The sequence below is a fragment of the Xanthomonas sp. DAR33341 genome (assembly GCF_003992815.1).
GTDB lineage: Bacteria > Pseudomonadota > Gammaproteobacteria > Xanthomonadales > Xanthomonadaceae > Xanthomonas > Xanthomonas cissicola.
The window spans coordinates 1-20128 of record NZ_QEYV01000035.1 but is presented as its reverse complement, the minus strand read 5'-3'; the positions used below and the strand labels follow the sequence as shown (position 1 = coordinate 20128).

8 protein-coding genes and 5 pseudogenes are annotated in these 20128 nt (G+C 59.9%); 7 read left to right on the top strand and 6 right to left on the bottom strand.

The window, feature by feature from the left end; genetic code table 11:
- Window positions 1-140 precede the first annotated feature (140 nt).
- The 5 genes and pseudogenes from EO156_RS17820 to EO156_RS17805 all read left to right on the top strand — a co-directional run.
- Entirely contained in the window at window positions 141-3608 is a 3468-nt protein-coding gene (locus EO156_RS17820) for a glycoside hydrolase family 2 (protein ID WP_016851131.1), read from the top strand.
- Between the two features lie 138 nt (window positions 3609-3746).
- Window positions 3747-6683, top strand: coding sequence for a TonB-dependent receptor (locus EO156_RS17815; RefSeq protein ID WP_016851132.1), 2937 nt, complete (start codon window positions 3747-3749; stop codon window positions 6681-6683).
- 688 nt (window positions 6684-7371) lie between these two features.
- Window positions 7372-9054 (top strand): glycoside hydrolase family 6 protein, encoded by a 1683-nt coding sequence (locus EO156_RS17810; protein ID WP_016851133.1) that lies wholly within the window; start codon window positions 7372-7374, stop codon window positions 9052-9054.
- 339 nt (window positions 9055-9393) lie between these two features.
- Entirely contained in the window at window positions 9394-9483 is a 90-nt protein-coding gene (locus tag EO156_RS24450) for a tryptorubin family RiPP precursor (RefSeq protein WP_016851134.1), read from the top strand.
- Between the two features lie 115 nt (window positions 9484-9598).
- Window positions 9599-10445: pseudogene (locus EO156_RS17805) on the top strand (cytochrome P450); the annotation flags it as partial.
- Between the two features lie 314 nt (window positions 10446-10759).
- Here the strand turns inward: EO156_RS17805 and EO156_RS17800 are convergent.
- Window positions 10760-11071, bottom strand: a pseudogene (locus EO156_RS17800) (substrate-binding domain-containing protein); the annotation flags it as partial.
- A gap of 94 nt (window positions 11072-11165) precedes the next feature.
- Window positions 11166-12377, bottom strand: a complete 1212-nt coding sequence (locus EO156_RS17795) for an EAL domain-containing protein (protein ID WP_016851138.1) — start codon at window positions 12375-12377, stop codon at window positions 11166-11168.
- 214 nt (window positions 12378-12591) lie between these two features.
- Between EO156_RS17795 and EO156_RS17790 the strand changes: the two genes are divergently transcribed.
- The gene (locus EO156_RS17790) at window positions 12592-15873 is read left to right on the top strand and encodes a hybrid sensor histidine kinase/response regulator (RefSeq protein ID WP_070076983.1); all 3282 of its coding nucleotides are present in this window, start codon (window positions 12592-12594) and stop codon (window positions 15871-15873) included.
- Here EO156_RS17790 and EO156_RS17785 read toward each other — a convergent pair.
- From EO156_RS17785 to EO156_RS24050, 4 genes and pseudogenes are all read right to left on the bottom strand, one after another.
- Window positions 15868-16512 (bottom strand): response regulator transcription factor, encoded by a 645-nt coding sequence (locus EO156_RS17785; RefSeq protein WP_033482981.1) that lies wholly within the window; start codon window positions 16510-16512, stop codon window positions 15868-15870. The two genes, EO156_RS17790 and EO156_RS17785, sit on opposite strands and share 6 nt — an antisense overlap.
- A 339-nt stretch (window positions 16513-16851) precedes the next feature.
- Window positions 16852-18156 (bottom strand): annotated as a pseudogene (locus EO156_RS17780) (IS701 family transposase); the annotation flags it as partial.
- A gap of 160 nt (window positions 18157-18316) precedes the next feature.
- The gene (locus tag EO156_RS17775) at window positions 18317-19153 is read right to left on the bottom strand and encodes a DUF1460 domain-containing protein (RefSeq protein WP_026007231.1); all 837 of its coding nucleotides are present in this window, start codon (window positions 19151-19153) and stop codon (window positions 18317-18319) included.
- 47 nt (window positions 19154-19200) lie between these two features.
- Window positions 19201-19323, bottom strand: a pseudogene (locus EO156_RS24050) (IS3 family transposase); the annotation flags it as partial.
- A 267-nt stretch (window positions 19324-19590) separates the two neighbouring features.
- On the opposite strand from EO156_RS24050, the pseudogene EO156_RS17770 reads away from it, so the two are divergent.
- Window positions 19591-20128: pseudogene (locus tag EO156_RS17770) on the top strand (hypothetical protein); the annotation flags it as partial.

Here is a 20128-nt window from a genome sequence, read left to right as displayed (position 1 = left end):
ACCATGGCCGCTGAAACAGGGGCGGCAGCCACGGGCGGCATCACGGAGGTCATGACGCAGAACGTCTGCACGACGGGTTGCCGATTGCATCGAAGCGATGTGCACCGTTGTGTGGCAGTAGAGCTTGGGAGAGGCCTCTAATGCTGATGGTTCGCAGGGCGTTCCGCCGCGGAGCGCTGTGGGTGTTGTGTGCTTGCATGGGTTGGACTGCAGTGGAGGCAGCGCCTGCCGACGATCCGCCCGGTCCGTATGACGTGCGCGTACTTGCCGGTGGCGTTGCGCTGACCAAGAAGCTCCCCGCCCAGACGCCGTGGTTGTCCGCGGATGCGGACTGGAGCGTCTCTGGATGGGTACGCCCATCACGGTCGATCACAGGTCCTGCATTGATTGCAGGCATCGGCGATCCGCAAGGCACAGGCCGCTACTTCGTGATCGATGGCGGCACACTCGGCTTTGCGCAGGGCGCCGACAATGTGCTGCGCAGTACGCAAACCCTGCGTGCAGACAGCTGGACGCAAGTGGCCGCAGTTGCCCAAGGCGCTCGCCTGACCCTGTACGCCAATGGCCGCAAGGTCGCCAGCGGTCGTGTGCAGCGGAACGCCATCGCGCCGACGCTCGTCTTCGGTCCACGCCAGCAGCCGGCGGCGTATACGCAACACTTCGGCGGCGATATCGCGGGCTTTACCGCACAGGCGGGCGCGCTGGATGCACAGGCCATTGCACGGCTTGCCGCAAACGCGCCGGATCCGGCACTGCAACGCTTCGAAGACGCATCGCCAGGCTGGCGCGTGCAGGTCAAGCAGATGGCCGGCCAGCTTGCGCCGCAGCCGGCTGCAACGTTGCCGCGCAGCAGCGCAGCGTTCCCGGCGCCGGTCGCACAGCCAGTACCGGATGCGCCTGCGCTGCAATCGCTGGATGCCGCATCCTGGCGTGTGGGTGCGTGGCAACTGGCCGCAGCACCGGAGCTTGGTCAAGCGACCGGCGCCACGCTGTCGCGCCGCGATGACACCACCGGCAATGCGTCATGGCGTGCGGCGACCGTGCCCGGCACCGTGCTCACCACCCTGGTCGACCGTGGCGTGTATCCGGATCCGGATATCGGTCTGAACAACATGGCCATACCCGAAGCGCTGAGCCGTCAGGACTGGTGGTACCGCAGCAGCTTCGATCTGCCTGCCGCCGCGCAAGGCAAGCGTCTGGAACTGCTGTTCAACGGCATCAACTATGCCGGCGAAGTCTGGGTCAACGGCGTGCAGGTCGGGCGCACGCGCGGCGCATTCGCACGCGGTCGTTTCGATGTCAGCACGCAGCTCAAGCCAGGTCGCAACGTCATTGCGGTGCGGGTGTCGCCGCCACCGCATCCGGGCATTGCGCACGAACAATCGATGAGCGCAGGCGTCGGCGAAAACGGCGGCATGCAGGCCCTGGATGGGCCGACCTTCATCGCCAGCGAGGGTTGGGACTGGATTCCCGCGGTACGCGACCGTAATGCCGGTCTGTGGCAGGACGTGCAGTTGCACGCCAGCGGCCCGCTCGCGCTTGGCGACATCCAGGTGCTGACCGCGCGCTTGGCGCCGGATCATCAACGTGCCGACCTGGAAATCAACGTGCCGCTGCGCAATGACACGCCGGCCGCAGTGCAGGGCAGCGTGCAGTTGGCCTTCGGCGATGTGACCATCCAGCGCCAGGTCACGGTGCCGGCGGGCGGCAGTACGCTGAAGTTCACTGCGGGCGATACGCCGCAGTTGCGCCTCGTCAACCCGCGGCTGTGGTGGCCCAACGGCTACGGCGAGCCTGCGCTGTATACATTGCACACCAGCGTCGATGTGGCAGGCGCGCGCTCGGATGCGCAGCAGCTGCGCTTCGGTATTCGCGAGGTGACCTACGAGCTGTCGTTATTCGACGACGATGGCGCATTGCGCCGTGTGCTGGTCGATCTCAACCAGGCCCGCCAGCGTGGCGAACGTATCGTCGATGTACGCCATGCCGCGATCCGGCCGGTACCCGGCGGCAACGCGCAGTCGCTGTATCCCGGTGCGCTGGGCTCGCCGGCAGTTCAGCAGCTGGACGATTCCACGCTGGCCCCGCATCTGGTCATCCGCATCAACGGTGTACGCATTGCGGTGAAGGGCGGTAACTGGGGCATGGACGATTGGCGCAAGCGCGTGTCGCGTGAGCGGCTGGAGCCGTACTTCCGCCTGCAACGCGAGGCGCACTTCAATGTGGTGCGCAACTGGGTCGGGCAGAACACCGAATCAAGCTTCTTCGAGCTGGCCGACGAATACGGCATGTTGGTGCTCAACGATTTCTGGCAGTCCACGCAGAACTACAATATGGAACCGGCAGACGCGGCGTTGTTCCTGGACAACGCGGCCGAGGTGATCAAACGCTTCCGCAATCATCCGTCCATCGTATTGTGGTTCGGGCGCAACGAAGGCGTGCCGGCCCCCATCCTCAACGAAGGCCTGGACAAGCTGGTCGCCGAACTCGACGGCACGCGCTGGTACACCGGCAGTTCCAACGAGATCAATTTGCAGGGCAGTGGGCCGTACAACTATCGCGAGCCGGCGGCCTACTTCAACCAGCTGGCGCAGGGCTTCTCGGTGGAAGTGGGCACGCCATCGTTCTCCACGCTGGAGTCGTTCAAGGCCTCGGTGCCGGCGGTTGGCGACCAATGGCCAATCAGCGACGCCTGGGCTTACCACGATTGGCACCAGTCCGGGAATGGCGATACCAATAGTTTCATGCGCACGCTGACCGACAAGCTGGGCGCACCGACCGGCCTGGCGGATTTCGAGCGCAAGGCGCAGCTGCTCAATTACGAAACCCATCGCGCCATCTTCGAAGGCTTCAACGCGCAACTGTGGAGCAAGAACAGCGGTCGCCTGCTGTGGATGAGCCACCCGGCGTGGCCGAGCAACATGTGGCAGGTGTATAGCCACGATTACGACACCCACGCCGCGTATTACGGCGTGCGCAATGCAGCCGAGATCCTGCATGTGCAGATGAATCTGCCGGGGTACGAAGTGGTCGTGGTCAACAACGCTGCCACGCCGGCGCGTGGATTGCGCGTGCGTGCGCAGGTGTACGCCAGTGACGGCAAGCTGCTGCAACAGCGTGAACAGGCGCTGGACGCCGCTGCGGTGGCAGTGTCGGCGCCAGTGCTGCAGTTGGCACCATCGCTGAAGGACACCAACGGGTTGAGCTTTGTGCGGCTGCAGTTGCTCGATCGCGACGCGATAGTGCGTTCGCGCAACTTCTATTGGGTAGCGCGCGATGCGGTGGCGATGCGCGGGCTGGATGCGCTCGCAAAAGTGCCGCTGCAGCTCACCACGCAATTGCAGCAGGGCAACGAGGCTGTGCTGCGCGCCACTGTCCGCAACCCGTCGCAGCAGGTGGCCCTCAACACCAAGTTGACCCTGGTGGATGCGCAAGGTCAGCGCATCCTGCCGGCCTACTACAGCGACAACTATCTGAGCCTGGTGCCCGGCGAACAGCGCGAGATCGAGATCCGCGGCCCCGCGGCCGCAGTCTTGCGCAGTGCCAGGCTGCAGGTGCGTGGCTGGAACATCGCATCTTCGACAGACGCGGGCAACGGACCTCCGTAACCGCGTTTGCGAACCGACGCGCCGTGGCATGCACGGCGTTCGCACTGACGCGCCGGTCGGCGTGTCAGCCAATACCGCAGTGCTCTGGCGCTGCCATTCGAAACGGTCGTGGATTGTCGTCATCCCTGGGAGGGGACCATGAACAAGCTGCATCGTAGTACGCGTCACACTCCGTTGGCCGCCGCGCTGGCGGCCGCACTCACCCTGGCGGCCGCGCACGCCGCCGCACAGGACGCTGGCAACGCCGCTGGCGTCACCGATCTGGACAAGATTCTGGTCAAGGGCGTGCGCGGCGCCCAGGCCGAGGCCATCGAGAACAAACGCACCGCCGCGCAGATCATCGACTCGATCTCGGCCGAAGACATCGGCAAGCTGCCCGACGTCACCATCACCGATTCGCTGCAACGCGTGCCCGGCGTGCAGATCCGGCGCTCGGCCGGCGAGGGCTCGCAACTCAACATCCGCGGCATGCCGCAGGTACAGACCACCATGAACGGCGAAATGTATCTGAGCGCCGGCGGCGGCGATCAGTACGGCCAGCCCAACATCGGTCGCGCGCAGCCGGACTTCGTCGACATCCCGCCGACGCTGTTCAGTGGCGTGGATGTGATCAAGTCGCCGACCGCCGCCGATCTGGACGGCGGTATCAGCGGCACCGTGTCGTTGAAGACCCGCCGCCCGTTCGAGTTGCCCGAGGGCTGGACCTTCAGCGGCCAGGCCGAAGGCTCCTATGGCGATCGCGTGCAGGAGCTCAACGAGCTCTATTCGGGCCTGGCCAGCTTCCGCACCGAACGCTGGGGCGCGCTGTTGGCGGTGTCCTATTCCGATGCCACGCTGGAGAACAAGCATCCCAGCGTGTATTCCAACGGTGCGCAGAAATCTACCGAACAGAACGTGGGTTTCGATTTCAACGGCGACGGGCGCATCGGCAGCAACACCTCCGCCTCCAACCTGCCACGCGACTACTTCTACAACTGGGTGGCCACCGAGCTGAGCAACCGCAGTACCGATCGTCAGCGGACCGGCGTCAACGGCTCGTTCCAGTTCAACATCAACGATTCCTGGACGCTGCTGGCCGACGCCGCCTACACCAAGCTCGAAGACCAGGACACGTCGGTGGCCGCGCAGGTGCATACCGGCTGGTCCACCAACCAGTTGCAGCCGGGCTCGGTGGTCGATCGCAATGGCGTGCTCGAGTACGGTCGGTTCCGCTACAACCGCTTCCAGGCGCACTCGATGGCCGGCGTGGCCGACTCGGATGCGCTCAATACCAACCTGGAACTGCGCTACGACGACGGTGGCCCGTTCCGCGCCTCGTTCCGCTGGGTGCATGGCGATGCGCAGCGCACCTACGACGAAGCGCGCGCAGATGCCGTGGTGACCCGCGGCGATCGCATCACCCGTGCCGGTGGGGTCACCCAATGGGCCAATGCGAACGGGTTGCCGGTGGTGGACGCTTCGGTGGACTTCCGCGGAACCTATCCGGCGGTCAACCTCGACACCGATGTGTCCAACCCGGACAACTGGCAGCTGATGTCCACCTGGGCCCAGGGCAACAAGATCGAAGCAAAAATGGATGCCTTCCGTGCCGACGGTACCTTCGAGTTCGAAGAGGGCGTGGTACGCGGCTTCCAGTTCGGCCTCCGCTACGGAGAGCGCGATTTCAAACTGGATACCTATCGCTACCTGTCGCCGGTGTCGACCACCTGCGCCGATCCGAACCGCTCGCTGTACTACTTCAAGGATCCGCTGATCGTCGACACCTGCAGCGGGGTGTCCGAAGCGCGTCTGCTGCCGTTCAACGGCATTCCTGGCTATTGGGCGTACTTCAACGATTTCGATCCGCTCAGGGTCACCGGCCTGGGGCCGCAGGGCCTGCCGGCGATCAATCCGCAGGTGATGAAGGATCCGATCGCTTACATCGACAGCCTGTATCCGGGCAACGTGGCCTACCAGCAAGCCGCCGATTCCTATCAGGTCACTGAGAAGAGCAGCGCGGCCTACTTCCTCGCCAACCTGGAAGGCGGCATCGGCAGCCGCCTGCCGTGGACGGCGAACATCGGTGCGCGCATCGTGCAGACCAAGCTGGCGATCGATCAGTATCTGAGCAGTGGCAACGTGTTCATCGGCAATGTCGAATGGAACGGCGTCAGCCCCGCGATCGGCATCAATCGCTTGAATCGGCAGTACACCGACGTGCTGCCCAGCGCCAACCTGTCGCTGGACATCACCGATGCGCAGAAGCTGCGATTTGCCTACAACAAGGCGGTCGCCCGCCAGGATCTGCCCGATCTGGGCCGCGGTCTGGTGAGCTTCTATGCCGTCAACGGCACGCCACCGCGCAACCCCGCACTGCCGCCGGATGCGGTGCTGTTCCTCAACGGACGCTCTGGCAATCCGGATCTGGATCCGTACCGCGCCACCAACTACAACGCGTCATGGGAATGGTACTTCGCCGATGCCTCGCTGATCAGCGTTGGCGCCTTCCTGATCGACGTAAAGTCCTTCCCCACCACCGTCACCAACATCGAGCCGCAGCCCGATGCCGACGGCGTGGCGCGGTTGGGTGGGCCGGTGGAGCGCATCGTCAACGGCGGCGGCGGCAAGATCAAGGGCTTCGAGATCGGCTATCAGCAGGCTTTCGATTTCCTGCCTGGCTGGCTCAGCGGCTTCGGCACCAACATCAACTACACCTTCTCCGACGCTGACACCGACAATACCGATATCGAGGGCAACACGCTGCCGATCGGCGACAACTCCAAGCATCAGGCCAACGCGGTGCTGTGGTATCAGAAGGACAAGCTGCAGGCACGCGTTGCCTACAACTGGCGCAGCAAGCGCTTCAGTCAGGTCAATAGCGGCGCGTGGGGCGACAGGCTGGCCATCTGGAACGACGACGTGGGCTACCTGGATGCGTCGCTGAGCTACGACGTCAACGACCATCTCACGTTGTATGCCCAGGCTACCAACCTCACTGGTGAAAGCGAGCGCCGGTACGCGCAATGGAGCAACCACTACTACGACCAGAACATCTTCGAGCGTCGTTACTACGCCGGCGTGCGCCTGCGGTTCTGATCGGATGTAGCGATGTGCGACACGGCGCACCCCTGCGGCGTGTCGCTCATGATCTTCTGTCGTCCCTCTCCAAGTGGTGATTGCGCGTTCTTCCCGTCGCCGATGCGTTCGGCGCTGCAGTACACCCGACGATCATGTCGGGTACCCTCCCATTCGGCCGCATCGTCGGGAAGCGATGCGGCCGTTTTTTTGTGCGTATTGGCACATTCAATTGTGTCCTAATGCCTGCAGTTGAAATGTCGCCATGGACAGTCGCCGGATCTGTGCCCGAACGCAATTTTTGAAGATTGCGCATGCCTGGTATGCGGCGTAGTTTCCGCGTGGCGAACACGGTCACCCCGTTCGCAGGCACAGCATCGATGCTGCTCGCTCAATCGCTCCCTGGAGATACTCCGAACATCACTCAGGCCACCGTCGCGAAGATAATGTAGACGACAGCCTGGCCTGCAACGGGTCTGAAGTCCTAGCCACACCTTTTCAGGCGTTTGCAGCCACTCCCGGGCTGCGCGAGCTGCTGGGTGTTGCCAAGATAATGCCGTGCGAATCCTCTTCGGTCATGCGCCGATGGAGCGGATTCGATCGGCCTCAGAAACTATCCGGCGAGTGTTTCAAGAATCGAAGGCAATCGAAGGGCGTGCTGCAGTCCAACGCTCGTAATAATCCTCCGAAGATCAATAAGGTGAAAGTCATGACCAGGAAAGGCATTCGTCGGAATCTCAAGCGCTCGCTGGCGCTCTCGCTATTGGCAGTGAACCCGTTCTTGATCGGGGCGGTGGGCGCGCAAGCCCATGTCGACAATCCGTTCGTTGGCGCCAGCGGGTATGTCAATCCCGATTACGCCAAGAAGGTCGATGCATCGATCGCGAAGGTCAAGGGCCTTCCGCTGAAGGCAAAGATGGGCGTGGTGAAGACCTACCCCACCGCGGTGTGGCTGGACCGCATCGCTGCGATCGGCGGAGGCTCGCAGAACGCCGGACGGCTGGGTTTGAGAGGGCATCTGGATGCCGCACTGGCACAGAAGAAGCCGAATACGCCGATCACGGCCAGCTTCGTGATTTACAACCTGCCGGGCCGCGACTGCCACGCGCTGGCATCCAATGGCGAATTGCCGCTGACCCCGGCAGCGCTGGAGCGTTACAAGAAGGAATACATCGATGTGATCGCCGCGATATTCGCCGATCCGAAATACAAGGATATTCGCATCGTCAACGTGATCGAGCCGGACAGTCTTCCCAATCTGGTCACCAATTTGAACGATATGCGCTGCGCGTTGGCCAATTCCACCGGCATTTACGAAGAAGGCATCAAGTACGCCATCAACAAGCTGCATGCCATCCCGAACACCTACAACTACCTGGATATCGGCCATTCCGGCTGGCTGGGCTGGGATAGCAATCGTGGCCCGTCGATTTCGCTCTACACCAGGGTGGTGCGCGGTACAACCGCGGGCCTTGCAAGTGTGGATGGGTTCGTCACCAATACCGCCAATACCACGCCGTTGAACGAGCCGAATCTGCCCAACCCCGAATTGAGCATCAACGGGCAACCGATCAAATCGTCGAAGTATTACGAGTGGAATCCGTATTTCGACGAGACCGATTTTACCCAGGCTCTGTACAACGGGTTCGTCAGCGCGGGCTGGCCCAGCTCCATCGGTTTCATCGTCGATACCGGCCGTAATGGTTGGGGCGGGCCGAATCGCCCGAGCGGCGCCTTCGGTAACGACATCACCAGTTACGTCAGTTCCGGCCGCATCGATCGCCGTCTGCACCGCGGTAACTGGTGCAATCAGAAGGGCGCGGGCATCGGCGAGCTGCCGACGGCCGCACCTGGCCCGCATCTGGATGCGTATGCCTGGGTCAAGCCGCCGGGCGAATCCGACGGCTCCAGCTCTCTCATTCCAGACAATGAGGGCAAGGGCTTCGACCGGATGTGCGATCCCACCTACACGACCGCCGATGGGGTGTTGTCCGGCTCCTTCCCCGGCGCGCCGATCTCCGGCGCCTGGTTCCACAACCAGTTCGTCGAGTTGGTGAACAACGCGTATCCGGTCATCGCAACCGCCAGCACCACGGTCGCCACCGCCGCACCGGTCGCGGCACCCAGTGCAACGCGGGGTCTCACCGCCACCGTCGGCGACAGCCGGGTCAAGCTGAGCTGGTCGCCAGTGGCCGGAGCGACCAGCTACACGGTGCAGCGGCGTGCCGGCGGAGCCGGAGCGTTCACCACGGTGGGGTCCACCGTCGGCGCGGCGTCGTATGTCGATCGGTCGGTCAGCAACGGCGCCGACTACGACTATGTGGTGACCGCAAACAGCGCGGCCGGAGCGAGTGCCCCGTCCGCTGTCGTGCGTGCCAAGCCCAATAGGTGATGCGGCCGGGTGGGCATCGGTCTGCCGGTGCCCACCGGAAATGGATGGCAGCTGCTGATACCGAGTCATCGCTGTCGTGAACGTATCCCGATTGAAACCATGGCGGCCGTCTGGCCGCCATGTCCGTTTGTCTGTGGTGCGAAGTTGTGGATGTCAAACCGAGGGTTGTTGTGATCTGGCTTCTGCCATCTGACGAATGTGTGCGCGTACGCAATGTTCGCCAATTGTCTTCACTAAGTGCCGGGCGTAGGGTGGTGTGGCGGGCGCGACCGTTTCCGCTCGCAGGATCCGCTGTCGATTGTGCGAACGCCCACTCGGGCAAACCACTCCCCAAACAGGATGTCGCTCATGAAGATGCTGTTCTCGCTCAAAAACCTGCTCGCTTCCAAGAAGAGCCTGAAGTCCTACTCCTGGTACATCTGGTACTGACTCGCTGAGCAGGGCGGCCGACACCGCCTTGCGCCCAGTGTGATGTTGGCAATGCCCGCCCGCGCGAGGTCAGTGTGCTGCCGGACGCGGGCGTTACCGAACCCGAGCGATGCGCATGTCTGTATCCAGTGCCGCCGAATTAGGCAGGACCACGGTGTTCGCACCGCGCCTGCTTGCTCTCCTGCGCGAACACCTGGGCAAGGAAGTGTTTCGGCTGGATGGAGATACCGTCGGGATTGCCGGTCCTCTGCTGACGCATCGATTGCTCGATGCGCGTCCTGCGACCGAAGCGGAGCGACCGACCTTCAAACCGCTTCAGGGAAGATCCATTGCCCGCACGCATGCCTCCAAACTGATGCAAGCCATCGGGCGTGATGTCCGCGAGGCGTTGAAACGCCCCGTTGCGGCAGGCGTGGATCTGGCAGGCGCGTGGCCGCATGCGGGGCATGTGTACTTGCGTCGATCTGCTGCTGGGCGGCGACCCGCTGCGGTTACGCCTGTTGATGGACCGCACACTGGAACTGACACCCAAGCTGACCTGGGCCGTCATCGCCGCAGGTGCAACGACACCACTGAAGGTGCAGGCCAATGCATCGGCACTTGCCACCTTGACCGCCGCTGCAGATGGCTATGATGCGCGCCGCTTCGCGATGGGCTTGTATCGACGAACTGCTGCGCCGGTGTGCTTCACCATTTCCACGCTCGTTGCCAATGCGCTGTGGCTGGGACCGCCCTTCGATCCTGGAAGTTCCAGCCGGAACATCGTCTACGAATCGCTGCGTCTGTTGCCGCCGTCCTGGAACATCTTGCGCACGGCTTCACCGGAGTATCCGCAGCTCGACAGCCGCATCGGGGTGCAGGACGACGTGTTGGTGCTGCCATTGTTGAGCCACCGCGATCCTGCATTATGGGAATCGCCCGATGACTTTCGTCCTGAGCGTTGGGAACAGCTGGATCCTGACGATGTCCCCGGCTATCTGCCGTTCGGTCACGCGTCGGAGCGCTGCTGGGGCAGGCACATGGTGATGCCCCTGGCAGAGCGCTTGCTGGACATCCTGCGCGATCAGAAGCTGGTCGCCAATCCGCGGCAGCGCCAGGCACAGGTGCCGCTGGCGGGCTTGCTGGGTGTGGCACGGGTCGATGTCGTACACAGCTAGCGCAACACACTGCCTGCACATGGCGACCACGCTGCAGCAGATCTTCCGGAGGGCTGTTCCCCTCTGGCCTATACGCATGAACAGCCGGCGCCAGCCCATCGCTCAGGGGCGTCAGGCACTCACCCTTGTGGCGGCGCTGCCGTGGAGCCGCGCTTGACCACGGTGTATTTCATGACCTGGTGCACGCCGGTCATCGACTCGCCCTTGCGCCGCTGGCGGATCGCATCGGCCAGCAGAGAAACCTCCGCACGCCCCATTGCGGCCACTGGTTGATGCACGGTGGTGAGTTCAGGCCAGATGGTAGTGGCCACCGGCGTGTCGTCGAACCCGGCCACCGAGACGTCCTCGGACACGCGTAACCCCAATCCGTGCGCAACGGCGACCGCGGCGGCGGCCATATCGTCGTTGCTGCAGAAGATCGCGGTTGGCGGTCGGCTGTTGTGGGCGGGCGAGCAGGCCGAAGCGATAGTGATCTGCCGCAAGTCCCACGCCTGGCGACACAGGATCATGGTCAGGCGGCTGAGGCTATGCAACTTGGTGTTGACTGAAGAGGCGGATGTACTGACTTCTGGCAAGTGCCACTATTTCTGCGGGCTTTAGAGTCTCGCCTACAGATGAGCCCTGCAGATAATCGCACTGCATACTACGCATGCGTACTAGGTCTTCCTGAGTGTCGATTCCTTGGGCGATGACTTGCAGCCCCAGGGTATGGGCAAGAGAGATCAGGTTATCGAGCATGACGTGTGTCGTCTTGAGATTGCGTGCACGCTTTGTAATCAATGAGCCAATCGTAATAGCGCTGAACGGCGCGGATTTTGCAAGGTTCAATAAATCATGTGGTGTGCAAAGTTTATCGACGATGCAGTCGATGCCATTGGCGCGCCAATGCGCCACCGCAGCTTCCATGGTCCTTTGTTCGTCATGAGCTGAAACGTCGATCTTGAATGCGATCTGCCTGCAGGAGATGCCATCTTGCTGAATGCGTTCTATGAGGCTGTCAGCCCATTCAAGCGACGTAATGCGTCTGCTGGCAATGTTGATAATCAGCTGGAATGCGCCATAACCTTCGATCTCTTGCATGATGCCGGCAGCTGAACTGAGCATGATGTTGATCATTCTAGTGTCGAGATCATGATCTTCCAAAATTTTTAAAAAGTCTTTATCCCTCCGCCCCATGTCGCTGAGTAATGGGTATGGCCACTTCATCTTCATCTCGGCGCCAGCAAGTAAACCCGAATCTGCGAAACGATATGGCTGGTATCTGATGGCTATGTCGCTAGCACGATGCGCGAGAAGGTCGCTCAGTTCGTTTGGTGCCGAAAAGTTACTGTTATTAACTTCAGAAGAGTCGTGACTCGTCTGTAGCATCAGGTCAGCTATTTCGAAGGCCTGGACTGGATCATAAGAGAACTCCATTCCGATGCGGCGCCCAGTTCGTTCGCGGCAGTATTTGCGAATCGAGTCTTGTACTTTTTTCTCTAAAATGCCGACAAAGAGGATATTACCTGCAAAGTTCGTCTCTGCGATCATGTCCAAGAGCTGTGTTGGCGCTACGTCAAGAAGCTGGGTTGATATGATTAAAAGATCGTATCTTGTATAGCTAAGTGCCGTCTTCAGGCTCGATCCCGAGTTGGCCACGACGACTGAGCACGTGCCGAGGTTGTGTAGCGTTTCCCTGATATGGCGGGTTTGCTGTTCGCTGCTGGATGCAATGAGGATATGGTCGAATCGAAGCAATTTATACTACTCCTGACGGTATTGGTTTAGTGGTGAGGAAAAGGGGTGGCTTCAATAGAATTGATTATTAAGCATCTCGTCTTCAATGCGGATCAGGGGTTGCTGAATTCCCCATGGGCCGATGCCTAAAAACTGCTCCAGAAGCACGGCTTCCCATTTCTGAATGATATGCTCGCCTGGATTCGTAAATCTACAGAGTTATCGGGAGTCTTGCATGCCTAGGCAGCTGCTAGCCAAAGCAGGATTGCACCATCGGCGTATTCTCTATCGTGCGATGGGTGCGCTTACGCTTGCGCTCCTGGGAGCGGCACTTTTATTATTCAAGGAAAGTGTAGGTCACTACCACGAACGTCAGGTATCTCGATTCTCCGCAGATAAGGAAGAGATTCAAAGGAGCGTTGATAAGTTTTCTGCGCGGCTTCTGCAGTTCGCGGATACTTATGAGGGGGCGTGGAACTTGCGGAATAACGACTCTGTGCCTGCTCAGCGATACGCCGCTGAGCTGTCACGCAGCGGCGGGGTGATGGTAACAAGCACGGATGCCACAGTCACACCATTCACATTGATCAGTCAGCTCGTTGATACTCGCGAGCGCGCCCGTCTGACAATGAGTCTGCGTGCACTGCGTGATGTGTCGGTTCTGTCCTCCATCGACGCCAACAAGGTTGGCCTGACGCTACACAGTTACCTGTATTCACCGGACGCCGGCTTCTTTGCCTCCTCGCCCCCGTTGCCTGAAGAGCTGATGGCGAGGATCCGCCGAGAGGATTCTCGCCTCTATGTGCATCGGCGGATCGGAATGGCAGAGTCGATTATGGCTGGCATGACTGAAAAGATGGTGCGTGAGCAGCGGCCCATCTGGCGCCCTGCGGATGGTCGCGATGATCGTGGACTGGCATCCAGGGTCGTCGTGCCGCTCTATAGGAACAGCCAAAGAATATTAACCCTATCACTGGTGTTGCCTGATCGACAGCTTAGTCAATCTCTTCTCAAATCGAGTGCTCGTCGTTCCGGATTCTTTCTGTTTAGTCAGGATGGGCGTCGCAATCTTGGTAATGCGTCGCTATCGAAGGAGCAGCAGTATCTGCTGAGGCATATTCATCGCGATAGAGAAAGGCTGGTGCGAGCGCATGGTTGGTCGGCCATGCATTATTCCAATGGAATATTCATCATCAGCCAGCGCGTTGCTGGGCCGGAGTGGATAGCGGTGTATGCGTATGGTTGGCGCGATATAATAAATAGCCTGCAGGGCGATCTTATTATCGGCTCGCTATTTGTTGCGTTGGTTTTGATCTCTATGTGGATATGTGTAGTGTACGTGGATCGCCGCATGACGAAGTCTCTTCTGGATAGCGCGGAGAGCCTCATTGAGGCGCATAACTTCGGAAAAGCAATAGTGGATATATTGCCAATCGGAGTTGGAGTGTATGCGCCGGGTTCCAACGAAGTGGTTTTGGAGAATTCGGTCGCAAGGCGCATGCTAGCGTTGGGCGAGGGCGATAATGGGATCTTTTTTTACATGCACGTTACTTCTGTGCTGGATACAGATTCTAGTGAAGGTCGCCCGCTTGTTGAGGTGAGCTGGGATGTCTGCGGTGGCGAGTCAAGTTGCTTTGGTGTTGCGTCTTCTACTGCAAGTCTTGAAGGTAGGGGTGTCACTATTATCTGTATGGTTGATATGAGTCAGCAAAAGGCTAGTGAGAATGTGTTGATCGAAGCGCGGCGCAATGCGGACGACGCGAATCGGGCCAAGTCCATGTTCTTAGCCATTGCCAGTCATGAGATTCGTACGCCACTGCATGGTGCAATGGGTTGCCTTGAGCTACTATCCATTGGTTCGCTGGATAATCAACAGCGGGAGTGGGTGATGATGATCAGGCGCTCTTTCGATTCGCTGCTTGGATTAGTCAACGATCTTCTCGATCAGGCGAAACTGGAAGCCAACGCCCTGCAGATCAGCCCTGTCGCCATGAGTCCAAACGATATTGTTGAGAATTGTGCGCGTAGTCTCGCGGCTGCAATCACGCAAGCAGGCGTTCAGTTCTATTGCATCACCGATCCGCTCTTGGATGTGACTATCGAAGGGGATGCGCAGCGTCTTGGTCAGGTGTTGCAGAACTTGCTTGGTAATGCTTCGAAGTTCACCGAGCGCGGTGTCATTACTATTGCATCACGCTTCGTAAGACAGGATGGTGATCTGATTTGGGTGCGTTTCGAAGTTAGTGATACTGGAATCGGTATTCCTGTAGCCATGCAGGCCGCTATCTTTGATCCACTTACTCAAGTCGACGACAGCGTCAGCCGTCGCTATGGAGGCACGGGCTTAGGCTTGTTCCTGTGTCGTAAACTCAGTCAACTGATGGGTGGTGAGGTCACTGTGCACAGCGAGCCGGGTGTGGGAAGTCTGTTCACTGTAGAGCTTCCGTTCAAGTGCATTCCTGGTGGAGAAGTATCCAATAATGGAATGCCATTGAACGGGCTCAGCGTTCAGGTGTGCTGCGCGATCCCTGCCTGGGGAGACGCGCTCACCGATCGATTGAAGTACTGGGGCGCGTTGGTGAAGGTGTGTGACGTCTCCAGCAAGGAGCCGGTAGATTTGCGCGTACTCGCTGAAGTGGATGCGCCTGAAATGGGAGCCGCTCCATTTGGGACGGTGAAGCTGGGCGTACATGGCCCGTTGAGTCCGCACCGCAGTGAACGGTTTGTGGAAGTGACATCGCTCAGCCGAGAGAGTTTCCTTCAGGCGTTACTCACCCTAATCGGTCGCGAGATAGATGTAGGGAGTGGTGAAGAACCCCGGGATGAATTGAATCAGGACTTCCAGATGGCAATCCTTGTAGCAGAGGATGATCCGGTCAATAGAGTTCTTATTGAGCATCAGTTGGCAGCTTTGGGCTGCCACGATGTGAGAGTCGCGGTGGATGGTCAGGAGGCGCTGAAATTGTGGCGGGAGCGCCGCGCAGATTTGGTGATAACGGATCTTGGAATGCCCCATCTGGATGGTGTCGAACTATTCCGCATTCTCGGCCAATTTGAACCAGAGCCATTTGTTGTGGCAACTTCTGCATCTGTAGCGGCAGAAATGCAAGCGGGCCTAGAGTGCTTCCCCGATCAGCTACAAAAGCCGGTGCAGCTCAGCGATCTGCGTCGCATTCTTTGTCTCGCGGAAATGCGAAAGAAATCGAAATTTTCCTCAGAGTCAAATGATATTTTCGTGCCTGAGCTCGACGCGCTGATGCGCAAGACATTTCTTGCGGGATGGGAGGAGGAACGGGTGAAAATTGAAGAGGCACTCGACGTACTGAACTGGAGTGTTCTCCGCAGGCATCTCCACCGCTTGCAAGGTGCACTGATGGCGCTTGGTTTCGACGGTCTGGCGAGCCATGCAGATCGCCTGCAGCATCTGCATCCCGATAGGGATTGGACCATGTTCGTGACAAGCTGCAGCAAATTACTGGATGATGTAGGCAAGCAGGTCGGGGAGCATGAGTTATAGTTTAAGCTCCTGTAGCAGCGCCGCCAGTTCCACGTCGTTTTTGGCGCCAAGCTTTTTCATCGCCGCAACCTTTTGGTTACTGATAGTTTTCGGGCTGCGATTCAGGCGTGCAGCAATCTCGGCAATAGTCAGACCGTTCGATGTCATCCGTGCAACCGAAATTTCCTTTGGCGATAACTTATTGATACCGGAAGTTCCACTCTTGTGATAGCGCGCGGCCAGCAGCGTTGAGCTAAGGTTGCTTGGAAGATATATCCTCCCGGCAGCGACGCTGCGCACCGCATTGGCCAGATTACTAAAGTCTGCGCGACTCTTTCCGATGAAGCCTGCCGCGCCAAGCTCTAGTGCTGCCGATACGGTCACGGGTGAGCAATGTGCGCTGAGTACAAGTAAGCGCATGGCCGGCGCCATGCGACGCAAACGTTGCAACAGGTGCAGTCCGTCGGCTTGAGGGTCGCTTTCAAATTCGAAATCGCATAGCAGCACGTCAGTTGACTCTTCCGCAACGTGATGGAGCAGCTTTCCGATCTCATCGCACTGGAAGGCAACTTCCAGATCTGGCTGGCTCTTCAGTACGCTGGTCACTCCAATCAGCATAATCGGGTGGTCGTCGGCAATCCCAACCGTAATTCTATTCATGATGAGTAAGTTCCAAATTGTGAGGTGTTGGCCTGAGTCCAATATGCCTTAATGGTTTGTTATTGTATGCGCTTATGAATCGCCGCCTTGCGCCTATGCTCCAGTTGGATGCCTGCAATAGTCAAGCCCAGTGGTGCTGCGCGCCATCGTGGCGTTTGGCCGTCACCAGTAGATGCTGCACGACGTACCGGTGCGGTTGCCCTTTTTTTTTGGGGCGTATCCTTGGTCTTACTGTTTCATTGAATCTGCAGATGCGGAGGCATCCCATCAAGTGGCGCCGCTGCGATTTTCGTGGCGATTGTCCAGCGCCGCGCCGCGATCGAGTCGCTTACGCGGCGCAGGGCGCGCGATGGCCTTGCCGCGCGGTCGGTTATTCTCGGGTAAGGTAGATTCCGAGCATTCCGAGGGATTTTTTGATGCGCCACGCGCAAGCGCTTGGCAACTAGGTGCCCATAAGCAGCGATGCATAACGTTGCGTGATGATGGAGGCCCCGCCAGCCACGGCCCTCGTACTGATCCAGGAAAAGTTCCTGTTTCAGATCCTGATAATCGGGTGCAATCCGCCAGCGAGTCTTGACCGTCCTTACCAGATCCTTGCGCGGTGTGTTCGCCGGCAGGTTGGACAGAACGTATCGGGTTGGTCTGTCTTTGCCTTTGGGGCATTCGATCAACAGCCATTCCTCCTGGCGCAAGCGATCGCCTTGTGCTGCACATACGCGCACGGCGGCGAAACGTCCCGACGACGGTGCGTTGTTGCCTGCCAGCCGCGCGACTGTTCCGGACGCGCGCGTGGATAACGACAGCACCAGCGCTTGCACCGACTGTGGCTGACGGTCGGCTCTACGACGATGGCGAACAGGAGGTTGGTCCTTGCCTTTCCACGCCGCCGGCGATTCGGGCGTCTGTCCGGGCAGCCAGACGTCCACGCTCGACACAATTTTCGCTGCATAGTTCAGCTCCAAGCAAGCCAGTGCGTCACTCCATGCCGTATTGCTGCTATAGGCCGCATCGGCCAACACAGTACCGCGCGCCACTCTCGTGGTATGGGCTGCTTTCATCTGCGCCCGTATGATCTGCGGTTGCGTCGTGAACTCAACCTCGTGGGGAATTCCAGCTTATTCCCGGCGTGCTGCATCGCTGGCCCAGTCTTCAGGCAGATACAACCTGAAAGCGATCGGAATGCTCGCTGCCAGCGTCGCCAACGATACGCTCGCGTACACCTGGCAATTGTACTGCTTGCCGATCTCGCTGTAGTACTGTCGGGCCACGTCTACCGAATGCCTGCCCTTCCTGCGAAAGCCCGTGTCATCCACGATCCAGTACACCTGGTCTTCCAAATTCAGCCGCGAGGAGGCGCACTGACGAACCCGCGTCAATATGGCCGCATCGGACCACTATGATTTGGCCACGAAGTGATGCAAGGCTTGATGGCGAGCCCTGGTTCGAAGCAGATCCGATGAGCAGCCAGGGGGGGGGGGCTCGACACTCTTGCGCTCCAAAGGCAGCATCAACCCACTGCAATAGCGTCGCAGGCCTGCCGTGTGGTCAGCATGACCGAGCGCAGCGGAGGAGTTCATCGAAATAAGCGGAGAAACGCGCTTCGTTGCTGACTGCGGCGCTGACGACCCGGCCGTGGGGGGAGATTGCTTGCAGGATGACCTGGTGATAACACAGTAGGATTAGAGACCGCCACTGGCTGCCTTAGTCGCGCACGTCGGTCACGCGAATCCGCGTTGCCGTCCCGCGCAGGAGGGCTTTCGCGACGCGTCACCGCTGCCCGCGCGTGACGCCTTGCCGACCACTGTCACGGCTTGGGCCGGTAGACCACGATGCCGACCGTATGCGCCACGTAGTCCATGAACGGCGAATCCACCACCTTCTCGTTCTTCAGTCGCGACGAGGCATTGCGTAACACCTGGCCATGGTCGGTCTGGAGGAAGATGCCGACATGGCTGACGTCCAGTCCGGCCGACGGCGAGTACCTGCCGACATAGTCGCCGCTACGCAGCTTCTGGATTACAGTGCGATCCACATCGGCAGCGGGGATGTAGGCGATGGTCCGCTGCACCACCGGCAGCCCGGGCAGGTAGAGGCTGCCGTCGGCTTTCAGGTTCAGGTCCTTTTCCACACTCACCGCCCTGGGGCTTAGCGTCGCAGTGATGTCGTCGGCGAGTTGGTAGGGGCGTGCGACCCAGTCCGAAAAGAAATGCTTGCGAGAAGTAAAGCCGACGACGCCGTGGACGTAGCGGGTGAGGATCAAGCGATCGACAAAATCCTGCTGCGAATAGGCGTGCCGTGCCGCTTCGACATAATCCAGATAGGTAAAGCAGTCCAGGCCCCTGAAGTCGATGATCAGCTTCTCCGGCGTGGTGGCCGAGCCCTGCAGCATATTGGCCTGATACGGCGTGCCGAGAAATTCCGCCGAGATCACCTTGATCAAATGCCCAACGCTCAGGCCGCGATGCCTGGACGCCTGCTGCAGAACGCGGTGCAAGGTTTGCAGCGTAGAAGGGTCGATCTCCGTGCGCTCCAGGCCGGCCGGCTGCACGGCGCTGGGTGGCGTTGCAGCCTGTTCCGGCAAATCTACCGCGCAGCCGGCGACAAGCAACGAGGCGAACATCAGGCAGGCAGGTCTGGACATGAGGGCTCCAATTTTCCAGGATGAGCTGAGGGTCAAGGCTTAACAGGACCTGCCTTGGCCGACACCGAGACGATCGCAGACCACTGCGACGCGTATTCGCCCTGGTGCTCCATCACCATCTTCACCGACCGCTCCCGGACCTCGGGAGAAAATTTGTCTGCTCTGCTCATGGCTCCATCCTTCTCAAGAATTCGGAGCCTCCGGAACTCCTGGGGAGGGTCAGGGGGTGCATTTGGGCGAGCGCCCATGTGAAGCGATTGAGAGGCTCTTTAAGATTCCTGACGTAGCAATGGCTGTCTGGCTCACGCTCCAAGAGTGCCATCTTGGCTTGCCGATCAAAGTCGGCTTGCATCCAGGCGAAGCGAGATTGGGCTATGGCTGAGTGTGGATATTGATTCTTGAGGCCGCCTAGCTTGATTGATCAGATTTCCCTGCGATTGGATGTTGCCCTTGATGCAGGCGCCGCGCTCGGTGCGGTGGATAGCCAGCTCACGAGCGTCAACAGTGGCCTTACAAGCGTCAATAGTGGCCTTGCAGATGTCGTCAGCGGCACCACGGGTGTCGTGCAGCGTGGCGATAGCGCGACGGCGAAAGATACCGTGGTGCTGACGTCCTCGTCTGGTTCGGCGGCCAAGCCGGGAGCGGCGCAGAAGCTGTCCAACCTTGCGGTGGGCAGCGTGGACTCCGGCTCGACCGATGCGATCACGGGTGGGCAGCTGTATACCCAGCAGCAGCGCGTCGACAGCTACCTGGGCGGTGGGGCAGATGTCGCTGCCGGCACTACGCCGTCCTATACGATCCAGAAGTCTGCCTACAAGAGTGTAGACACCGCATTCGGTGCGGTGGACAAGAATCTGACGGCGCTCAATGAAAGCGTCGTCAGCGGCACCACGGGTGTCGTGCAGCGTGGCGATAGCGCGACGGCGAAAGATACCGTGGTGCTGACGTCCTCGTCCGGTTCGGCGGCCAGCCCGG

Coding starts and splice junctions, on each gene's coding strand:
- EO156_RS24450 (WP_016851134.1), top strand. CDS start 9,394: ATGTCGCTCATGAAGATGCTGTTCTCGCTCAAAAACCTGCTCGCTTCC.
- EO156_RS17775 (WP_026007231.1), bottom strand. CDS start 19,153: ATGTCCAGACCTGCCTGCCTGATGTTCGCCTCGTTGCTTGTCGCCGGC.
- EO156_RS17810 (WP_016851133.1), top strand. CDS start 7,372: ATGACCAGGAAAGGCATTCGTCGGAATCTCAAGCGCTCGCTGGCGCTC.
- EO156_RS17790 (WP_070076983.1), top strand. CDS start 12,592: ATGCCTAGGCAGCTGCTAGCCAAAGCAGGATTGCACCATCGGCGTATT.
- EO156_RS17785 (WP_033482981.1), bottom strand. CDS start 16,512: ATGAATAGAATTACGGTTGGGATTGCCGACGACCACCCGATTATGCTG.
- EO156_RS17820 (WP_016851131.1), top strand. CDS start 141: ATGCTGATGGTTCGCAGGGCGTTCCGCCGCGGAGCGCTGTGGGTGTTG.
- EO156_RS17815 (WP_016851132.1), top strand. CDS start 3,747: ATGAACAAGCTGCATCGTAGTACGCGTCACACTCCGTTGGCCGCCGCG.